Source organism: Massilia sp. CT11-108 (assembly GCF_047302915.1).
In the GTDB taxonomy this organism is placed as follows: Bacteria; Pseudomonadota; Gammaproteobacteria; order Burkholderiales; family Burkholderiaceae_D; genus Telluria; species Telluria orientalis.
Genome location: NZ_JBKYMO010000240.1, coordinates 1 through 8,729 on the forward strand (window position 1 = coordinate 1; position 8,729 = coordinate 8,729).

At 64.2% G+C, this 8,729-nt stretch carries 11 protein-coding genes and 1 pseudogene; 5 read left to right on the forward strand and 7 right to left on the reverse strand.

Annotated features, from left to right (window positions below):
- Positions 1–98: 98 nt before the first annotated feature.
- The 3 genes from ACEN88_RS18560 to ACEN88_RS18570 all read left to right on the forward strand — a co-directional run bounded on the left by ACEN88_RS18560 (position 99) and on the right by ACEN88_RS18570 (position 4,371).
- A complete protein-coding gene (locus ACEN88_RS18560) occupies positions 99–281 on the forward strand; it encodes a hypothetical protein (protein WP_413341887.1) in 183 nt (60 codons plus the stop codon).
- Between the two features lie 64 nt (positions 282–345).
- Complete coding sequence (locus ACEN88_RS18565; protein WP_413341889.1) at positions 346–1,752, forward strand: MATE family efflux transporter; 1,407 nt, start codon at positions 346–348, stop codon at positions 1,750–1,752.
- A gap of 399 nt (positions 1,753–2,151) precedes the next feature.
- Entirely contained in the window at positions 2,152–4,371 is a 2,220-nt protein-coding gene (locus ACEN88_RS18570; protein ID WP_413341890.1) for an alpha/beta fold hydrolase, read from the forward strand.
- A 60-nt stretch (positions 4,372–4,431) separates the two neighbouring features.
- Here ACEN88_RS18570 and ACEN88_RS18575 read toward each other — a convergent pair whose 3' ends face one another.
- A complete protein-coding gene (locus ACEN88_RS18575) occupies positions 4,432–4,611 on the reverse strand; it encodes a CsbD family protein (protein WP_036237358.1) in 180 nt (59 codons plus the stop codon).
- 121 nt (positions 4,612–4,732) lie between these two features.
- Here ACEN88_RS18575 and ACEN88_RS18580 point away from each other — a divergent pair, with 121 nt between their 5' ends.
- Complete coding sequence (locus ACEN88_RS18580) at positions 4,733–5,800, forward strand: AI-2E family transporter (RefSeq protein WP_413341891.1); 1,068 nt, start codon at positions 4,733–4,735, stop codon at positions 5,798–5,800.
- Between the two features lie 51 nt (positions 5,801–5,851).
- On the opposite strand, the gene ACEN88_RS18585 is transcribed toward ACEN88_RS18580, so the two are convergent.
- The 4 genes from ACEN88_RS18585 to ACEN88_RS18600 form a co-directional block, all read right to left on the reverse strand.
- Positions 5,852–6,031 (reverse strand): CsbD family protein, encoded by a 180-nt coding sequence (locus ACEN88_RS18585; protein WP_056129126.1) that lies wholly within the window; start codon positions 6,029–6,031, stop codon positions 5,852–5,854.
- Positions 6,032–6,133: 102 nt separating this feature from the next.
- On the reverse strand, positions 6,134–6,760 hold the full coding sequence (locus ACEN88_RS18590) for a class I SAM-dependent methyltransferase (protein ID WP_413341896.1): 627 nt from the start codon (positions 6,758–6,760) through the stop codon (positions 6,134–6,136).
- Positions 6,761–6,905: 145 nt separating this feature from the next.
- Positions 6,906–7,145 carry a M13-type metalloendopeptidase gene (locus ACEN88_RS18595; protein ID WP_413341898.1) on the reverse strand — a complete coding sequence of 80 codons (240 nt, stop codon included), beginning with the start codon at positions 7,143–7,145 and terminating at the stop codon, positions 6,906–6,908.
- Positions 7,037–7,318 (reverse strand): hypothetical protein, encoded by a 282-nt coding sequence (locus tag ACEN88_RS18600; RefSeq protein ID WP_413341899.1) that lies wholly within the window; start codon positions 7,316–7,318, stop codon positions 7,037–7,039. The genes ACEN88_RS18595 and ACEN88_RS18600 overlap by 109 nt, the downstream gene beginning before the upstream one ends.
- A 124-nt stretch (positions 7,319–7,442) precedes the next feature.
- Here ACEN88_RS18600 and ACEN88_RS18605 point away from each other — a divergent pair, with 124 nt between their 5' ends.
- Positions 7,443–7,727 carry a flagellar protein FliT gene (locus ACEN88_RS18605; protein ID WP_091659394.1) on the forward strand — a complete coding sequence of 95 codons (285 nt, stop codon included), beginning with the start codon at positions 7,443–7,445 and terminating at the stop codon, positions 7,725–7,727.
- A 6-nt stretch (positions 7,728–7,733) separates the two neighbouring features.
- Here ACEN88_RS18605 and ACEN88_RS18610 read toward each other — a convergent pair whose 3' ends face one another.
- Positions 7,734–8,129: a winged helix-turn-helix transcriptional regulator gene (locus ACEN88_RS18610; RefSeq protein WP_413341894.1), complete on the reverse strand. Its 396-nt coding sequence runs from the start codon at positions 8,127–8,129 to the stop codon at positions 7,734–7,736.
- Positions 8,130–8,484: 355 nt separating this feature from the next.
- Positions 8,485–8,729 (reverse strand): annotated as a pseudogene (locus ACEN88_RS18615) (hypothetical protein); the annotation flags it as partial.

Genomic DNA, 8,729 nt, shown 5'->3' on the forward strand with positions numbered 1-8,729 from the left:
CAGGTGCGTCCGCTCGACGTCGTGCCCGACGTCGCCCGCGTCGACCACGGCCGCTACCTGTACAACACGCGCGGCTGGCGCCCGGCAAGGGCAGCGCGATGAACCGCTATCCGACGGCGGACGCGTTCATGGCCATGCTGCGGACGGGCCACCGGCCGGACGGCAGCGCGATCAGTCCCGTGATGCCGTTCGGGTCGTTCCGCCAGATGAACGAGACGGACCTGCGGGCGCTGTATGCCTACCTGAAATCGGTACCGGGGACGACCCTGGCGCAACGGTAATCAGCCGTCACACGGTGTCGGCAATTCCTCAGTAAAATGATCGGTTTCCCCAGCAAACCGATCCATGACGTCCAACCTGTCCAGCGCCGGCGCCCTTGCACCGCATCCCGTCCGCACCGAGATCGCCACCTTGTGGCGGCTCTCGTGGCCCATGCTCGTGGGCCAGCTCGCGACCGTCGGCATGGGCGTGGCGGACGTCGCCATGACGGGCCACGTCAGCGCTGAAGAGCTCGCCGCGGTGTCGCTCGGCACGTCCGTGTGGTCGATCATCCTCGTTACCGTCATGGGCATCATGATGGCCGTGAACTCGGTCGTCTCGCACGAGATGGGCGCCGCCCGCTTCGACCGCATTTCCCACTCCGTGCGCGAATCGCTGTGGATGGGTCTCGGCGTCGGCGTCGCGGGCTGTCTCGCGGCAAACCTGTGCACGCTCGTGTTCGACCACATCGGCCTGGACCAGGCCGTCGCGGACCGCGCCTCAAGCTTCCTGCACATCATCAGCCTCGGCATGCCCGCGTTCGCCTGCTACCGCGCGCTGTACGGTTATACGACGAGCATCAACCAGACCAAGCCGATCATGATCATCGCGCTCTGCGGCCTCCTGTACAACATCGGCATGAACTGGCTGTTCATCTTCGGCGAGTTCGGCTTGCCGAAACTGGGCGCGCTGGGCTGTGCCGTGTCCACGGCCAGCGGCATGTGGCTGATGCTGGGCGCGATGGTCGTGTGGATCAGGGTATCGCCCGCCTACCGCCGGACGTATCCGTTCACGCACTGGGAAGGCCCGAACTGGAAAGAGATCGGCAGCATGCTGCGCCTGGGCCTGCCGATCGGCATCACGCACTTCGCCGAGGTCAGCGCGTTCGGCATCATCAGCCTGCTCGTGGCGCGCTTCGGCGTGATCGAGGTGTCGGCGCACCAGATCGCGCTGAACTTCGTGTCGCTCGTGTTCATGGTGCCGCTGAGCTTCGGCATCGGCGCGCTCACGCGCGTGGGCCAGGCGATGGGTGAAGGCAATCCGGTGCGCGCGCGTTTCGTCGCCTGGGTGGGTACGGGCATGTGCATCGCGTTCGGCCTGATGTCGGCCATCGGCATCGCCCTCTTCCGCTGGCAGATCGCGGCGATGTACACGTCCGACGCGGCCGTCCAGGCCACGTGCGTGATGCTGCTGCTGTTCGCCGCGCTGTTCCAGCTGTCCGATTCCACGCAGGTCGCGGCCGCGTCCGCCATCCGCGGCTACAAGGTGACGCGCTCGCCGATGGTGATCCAGATGATCGCGTTCTGGGGCGTGGCCCTGCCCGTCGGCTGGATCCTGGGCCTCGCGCCGGACTGGTTCCCGTGGTCGCCGGGCAAGCCGATGGCCGCGACCGGCTTCTGGATCGGCCTCGTGCTCGGGCTGACCGTGGCCGCCGTGTTGCTGGCGTGGTCGCTGAATCAACTCTCCAAGCTGCGCATCCGCGACCACGCATAAATTCGGGGTCAGAGCACTTTTTTGTGCACAATCCTTGAAGCAAGCTTTAATGGTGGCCCAGGCCCGCTTGCACTTCCTGTTGCAAGCGCCGGGTGTCCTCGCAGCGATTTTGTCCGGCGACACATTGATCGAAAATGTGCTCTGACCCCGAATTTAAAGCAAAAAAAAGCCGATGGACGGGGAATCCATCGGCGTAACCCTAGGAGAGAGTTTCATCCTATTGTCGGCATTGGGGTGCCGACGAAATGATCATAGTGCATCGCAGCAGATGCAAACATTACAGTTCGTCCATCATCCCTTCCTTCCCGCCCGCCGTCTTTACAGCGTTTCGCGGACGACTCTGGTATCGTTCCGCCGTTGCACAAGAATAATTTCTTAATTCTTTACCCAAGAGCCCCCATGCGCCTTTTTCTCTGCCTTTTAGCCGCATTGTCGGCCGTTCCCGCATCGGCGGAACGGCTGACGCTGGACCGTATCCACGCCGACCCGGCGTTGGCCGGTCCAGGCGTCCGCAGCCTGCGCGTCTCGCCCGACGGCGAACGCGTGACCTTCCTGCGCGGACGCACCGACAACCAGTTCCAGCTGGACCTGTGGGAATTCAACATGAAGGACAAGACCGCGCACCGCCTGGTCGACTCCAAACAACTGGTCCCGAACGAGAACCTGTCGCTGGAAGAAAAGGCAAGGCGCGAGCGTGCCCGCACGGCCAGCCTGTCCGGCATCCTGAGCTATAGCTGGTCGCCGGACGGCAAGCAGCTGCTCGTGCCAATCGCGGGCGACCTGTACCTCGTCGACGTGAACCGGCCGGAAGCCGCACGCAAGGTCGCGTCCGGCAATGTCGGCGATCCGAAGATTTCGCCGAAGGGCCGCTACGTCTCGTACGTGCGCGACCAGAACCTGTTCGTCATCGACCTCACGACGGGCCAGGAGCGCCAGCTGACGACGGACGGCAAGGACACCGTGCACAACGGCGAAGCGGAATTCGTCGCGCAGGAAGAGATGGACCAGCACACGGGCTATTACTGGGCCCCGGACGATTCGGCCATCGCCTACCGCCGCTATGACGAGGCGCAGGTGCCCGTCGCGCGCCGCTTCGAGATCTTCGCGGACCGCACGGAAGTCATCGACCAGCGCTACCCCGCCGCCGGCGCGAAGAACGTCGAGATCGACCTGATGATCGTGAACCCGGCGACGGGCGCGCAGAAGAAGGTCGACCTCGGTCCCGAGAAGGACATCTACCTCGTGCGCGCAGACTGGAGCGCGGACGGCAGGACCCTCGTCTACCAGCGCCAGTCGCGCGACCAGAAGCGTCTCGATCTCGTCGCCGTCGACGCGGCCACGCTGACCCAGCGCCCGCTGCTGACGGAAACGTCGAAAACCTGGGTCAGCATCCACGACGACCTGCGCTTCCTCGGCCGCCAGAAAGCCTTCATCTGGGCCTCCGAGCGCAGCGGCCGCAAGCACCTGTACCTGTACGACCTGTCGGGCAAGCTGCTGCACCCGATCTCGAGCGGCGAATGGGGCGTCGACAACATCCTCGCCGTCGACGAGCAGGCCGGCAAGGTCTATATCGCGTCGAACAAGGATGCCGTCATCGACAAGCAGACGTATGTGCTGAACCTCGACGGCAGCAATGCGAACAAGCCGGTCCGCCTGACGAAGCAGGACGGCTGGCACGAAGACGTGTTCGCCCGCAACGGCAAGATTTTCGTGGACACGTTCTCCGATCCGGACACGCCGCCGCAAGTGTCGATCCGCCGCGCGGACGGCAGCATGGTCGAGTGGCTCGAACACAACGAGCTGAACGCCCAGCACCCGTACGCGAACTACGCGAAGGACCACCTGCCAACGGAATACGGCAGCATCAAGGCGCACGACGGCCAGACGCTGTACTACTCGATGATCAAGCCGGCCAACTTCGATGCGACGAAGCGCTACCCGGTCTTCCTGTTCACGTACGGCGGCCCGCATTCGCAGCGCGTCACGCGCCAGTGGGGCAACCTGTTCAACCAGTACATGGCCCAGCAGGGCTTCGTCGTGTTCGTGCTGGACAACCGTGGTTCGTCGCGCCGCGAGCGCGCGTTCACCGACGTCATCTACGGCAACCTCGGCGCGCATGAAGTCGAAGACCAGCTGACGGGCATCGACTGGCTGGCGCAACAAAGCTTCGTCGATCCGAAGCGCGTGGGCGTGTTCGGCTGGAGCTATGGCGGCTTCATGACCCTGCGCCTGCTGGAGGCTGGCTCGGACAAGATCGCGATGGGCGTGTCGGTGGCGCCCGTGACGGACTGGGCGCTGTACGACACGCACTACACCGAGCAGTTCGTGGGCGCGACGCCGCAGGCGGATCCGGCCGCGTACGAGCGCAGCGGCGTGTTCGCGCACCTGGATGGCCTGAAGTCGCCGCTGCTGCTGGTGCACGGCATGGCCGACGACAACGTGCTGTTCACGAACTCGACGCGCCTGATCGACGCGCTCGTCAACCGCAACGTGCGCTTCGAGCTGATGACGTATCCGGGTGCCAAGCACGGCATTTCGTCGCGTGCGGGACAGCGCCATGTGTACGGCCTGATCGAGGCGTTCTTCAAGAAGAACCTGGGCGGGACCGCCCCGAAGTAAGATTCGTTTCCCAATAAAAAAATCGGCCGCAACGTGCGGCCGATTTTTCTTGGCGCCAGCTTATTTGGTGGCGTCGTGGATTTTTTCCTTCAGGTCGCCCAGCTTTTCCTGGGTCTTACCTTCGACCTGGTTCTGCAAGCCTTTCACCTGCTGCTCCGGGCTGCCGACGATCTTGCCGGCCTCCTCCTGGATCTTGCCGCCGATGTCTTGCAGTTTGCCGTTGATCTGGTCCGAATTCATGGTGTTCTCCTTTCGTTCAAAGCTCGACACCATCGTAGCGCCCGCGCCCGTATGGCTCAGTTAGCGCACGCACATTGCCACGCGCGCGACGGTCCCGCGGCGCCGCTGATAGCATTCTGTCATGAACGACACGTCCACCTCCCCCGCCGTCAAGCCGGCACAGCGCAAACTGATGCGCCGCTTCGTCCTTGTCGACGGCATCGCGGTGCTCTTCCTCGCGCTCGCCGCGGCCGTCGTGCTGGCCATCGACGCGCTGCTGCTGCTCTTTGCCTGCGTCCTGTTCGCCGTGCTGTTGTACGAGCTGAGCGCGATCCTGTGCCGGCGCTTCGGCTGGAACCGCAAGCTCGCGCTCGTCGTCGTCGTGCTGGCGCTGCTGCTCATCATCGGGCTCGGCGGGTGGGCGATGGCGCCCCAGATTGCCGAACAATCGACCGAACTGGCGCAGCAGATTCCGCAATCGCTGCAGCGCCTGCGCCAGATGGTGGAGAACCAGCCGCTGCTCGCGCGGATCGCCGCCGACCTGCCGGACGCCAAGGAACTGATCGGATCGATGCAGCAGTTCGTGCCGAACGCGGGCCTGTTCTTCGGCGGCGTGCTCGGCGCGCTCGGCAACGTCGTTATCATCGTGTTCGTCGGCATTTATTTTGCGCTGTCGCCGCGCCAGTACAAGCAAGGCATCGTGAAGCTCGTACCGCAGGGCAAGCGCGAGCGCGCCGTGCAGGTGATGGACGACATCGGCGACACGCTGGCGCGCTGGCTGATCGGCAAATCGCTGTCGATGCTGATCGTCGGCGCCGCGACGGCCGGCGGGCTCACGTTATTGGGCGTGCCGCTGGGACTGATCCTCGGCATCATCGCCGGGCTGCTCGACTTCATTCCCTACATCGGCCCGATCATGGCGGGCGTACCGGCGGTATTGATCGCGCTGTCGATCAGTCCCGACCTGGCGCTGTACACGGTGCTGCTGTTCCTCGGCATCCAGACGGTCGAAGGGTATGTGCTGCAGCCGCTCGTCGAGGCGCGCGCGGTCGAGATTCCGCCTGCGCTCACCATCGTCATGCAACTCGTGTTCGGCACGCTGTTCGGTTTCGCGGGCATCGCGCTGGCGACGCCGTTGACGGCCATGTTGGTGGTGCTCGTCGACAAGCTGTACGTGGAAGACATCCTCGGCGACCGGCAGGCCGAATAAGTAAAACGGCCGCACGCGGCGGCCGTTGGTCAGGTGGACAGGGTCCGCGTATCAGCGGTTGCCCTTGTTGATCGCGTCACGCAGATCACCGGCTTTTTCCTGCACCTTGCCTTCGACCTGCTTCGACAGGCCCTTGGCCTGCTGTTCGCTGCTGCCGACAGCCTTGCCGACTTCCTCCTGAATCTTGCCACCGATATCCTTGGCTTTACCTTTGATTTGGTCGTCGTTCATGTCGGAATCCTCCTTGATGAGTAAGACCGCTTGCGAATCAAGCGGGATGCATTCAGGATAATTGGATGGCGGCCTTCATTCTGTACGCAAACTAACAAACCATTAACTTGCCTTGCGCCACACGCTGGCCAGCCAGGGCTGCTGCTCGCGCGGCAATCCTTCCGGACGGTAATAGTGGCGCAGCGGCACGAAGCCGGCCTCGACGACGTAGCGCTCCCAGGCGGCGTAGTCGTGGAAGCAGCCGTAGCGCGGCCCGTTCCACCCTTCTTCGTTATGGCCGCGTGGATTCGAGCTGAACAGCACGCCGCCCGGCTTCAGCGCCGCATGGAGTTCCTTCAACACTTTCGGCAACAGCTCGCGCGGCACGTGGAACAGCGACGCGTTCGCGAAGATGCCGTCGAACGTCGCGTCCGGCAGATGCAGGTCGATGAAGTTCTGGTGCCACACCTCGCAACCGCTGTACGCGCGGGCCATCTCGACGAATTTCTCGCTGCCGTCCAGGCCGATGGCATGGTGGCCCAGCGCCGTGAACGTTTTCAGATCACGCCCCGGCCCGCAGCCGAAGTCGAGGATCGTGTATGGCGCCGGCGCTTCGATCGCACTCAGCAGCGCATCGATGTTCTGGCTGACGTCGTGGTCGATGGTGCCGGCGAAGAACCGGCGCGCGTTGTCGTCGTAATGGTGCAGCGTGCGCCGCGTGATGTCTTCGTAGTCGTCGTCTTCGATCATGTGTGCAAAGTGATGAATGATGCGCCGGTCGACGTCGAGATAATGCTGTTTCATAGCAAGAACCACGATGAAAGATGCCCGAACCATTCTAGTTCGGGGCTCTTTCCGACCGGCGCAGCTTACCCGTCAGACATAAATCGCCGGTTTACCAAACGCGTACGCGCTCGTCCGGCGGCAGGTACAGCGCCTGCCCCGGCTGCACGTCGAACGCCTTGTACCAGGCGTCCAAGTTGCGCACGGTGGCAGTGCGATATTGCGGCGGAGCGTGGCCGTCCGTCAGGATACCGCGCCGCTCGGCCGCCTCGCGCGCCTTCGTGCGCCAGCTCTGCGCATAGCCCGGTCCTCGGGGATGGTCGTTTTGGCAAGCCAGTCCTTGTTGGCCCAGGCAAAGAAATCGTCGCCCGGCCGCAAGGTGGCCTGGGCGGTCCCGGCCGCATTGACGTCCTCCCTGGCCGCGGGCGGGGTCTGCCCGGATGCCGCCGCGCCCGTGGTAACGAGCGCGGTACCGCACATCGCGAGGACGATGACGGTCCTGACCGGAGTCCAGCTGATGTTCATGGTGCCTCTCCTAAAAAAATTTCAAAAAAATCTTTCGAAAACCCTAAAGTTCTCCAAAACGCTGCCGTAAAAGGCAGACAACCGGCAATCCGGCCGGAGTTTGCCTCATTGGTGGAGCGCAGTCATGACGTCCAACGAAGTCCTCGCAATGTACGAAAACATCGCCGCCCTCAGCAGCCGCATGGCTGTCGCTGCGCGCGAAGGGGATTGGGACGGCCTGGCACGCCTGGAAACGCAGTGCGCCCTGCAGTCGAGCGCGGCGAAGAGTGGCGTCCCGCCGCTGGATGGCGCCGCCCGCAAGCGCAAGATCGACCTGCTCAAGCAGATCATGGCCAACGACCGCGCCGTGCGCGACATCACCGAGCCGTGGATGGGCCAGCTGGACCGCGCACTGAGCCCCGCCCACTGATCCGTCCTACCCCGCCTGAGGCCCCTTCGACTTGCCGTCCAAGGGGCTTTTTGCTTTCTGCGCGGCCAGGATGCCATCCATGTTCCCTTCGATCCATGCGGCGAGGTCGCCAAGCTTGTGCCCGATCTGCTCGCCGAGCGGCGTCAGCCGGTATTCCACGTGAGGCGGGACGACGGGATGGGCGATGCGCTGCACGAAGCCGTCCTGCTCGAGCCAATACAGCGTCTGGGCCAGCATTTTTTCGCTGATGCCGCCCACCTTGCGGCGCAGTTCGCCGAAGCGGTGCGTGCCATCCGTCAACGCGACGAGCAGCAGCACGCCCCAGCGGCTCGTCACATGTTTCAGCACTTCACGCGACGGGCAGTATTCGGAGAATAAATCCGCGCGTACCAGCTCGTTCATGCCCCCTCCTCGATCGATGATCTGCCCCTATGGTAGCGATAACCCGAGCGGGAGGCCAACGCGCGCCGCGCAAACAAAAACCGCGCAGCGACGTGGGTCATCAGCGCGGTTTCCAGGAATGGGGAGCGCGACTACCAGGCATCCCCTGGCGTCGCCTCTTGCCGGTTGCCTCCGGCGTCCGTCTGCCACTGTTGGCAGCGAACCGCTTCCGGCATCAGGCGCTTCCTCAGCGATCGTCCGACCCCGCGCCACGCTATCGGTGGTGGCTGCGGCGGACCCTGATCCGTGTACTTCTGGATTGAGTATAACGCAAAATCCGCACTTGTGTAGACGAGTCGAGCGAAGATTTTGAACACTACTCCAGCGTCGGCTCGGCGGCCCCGCCTGCCGCAGGCGGCGCCTTGCGGCGACGGACGGCATATGCCCCCGCCCCACCCAGCGCCAGCACGCCGATGGCGGCGCCGATCCAGCCCCACGGCAAGCGTTCGTCCGGCGGCGGCGCCTTCGGCTTGTGCGGCACGAGCGGCTTGATCGACGAGATCGGGCGCGGGCCGGCGGGTTTCGGCAGAGGCGCCGAAGCCCGAGACCAGGCCGGAGAGC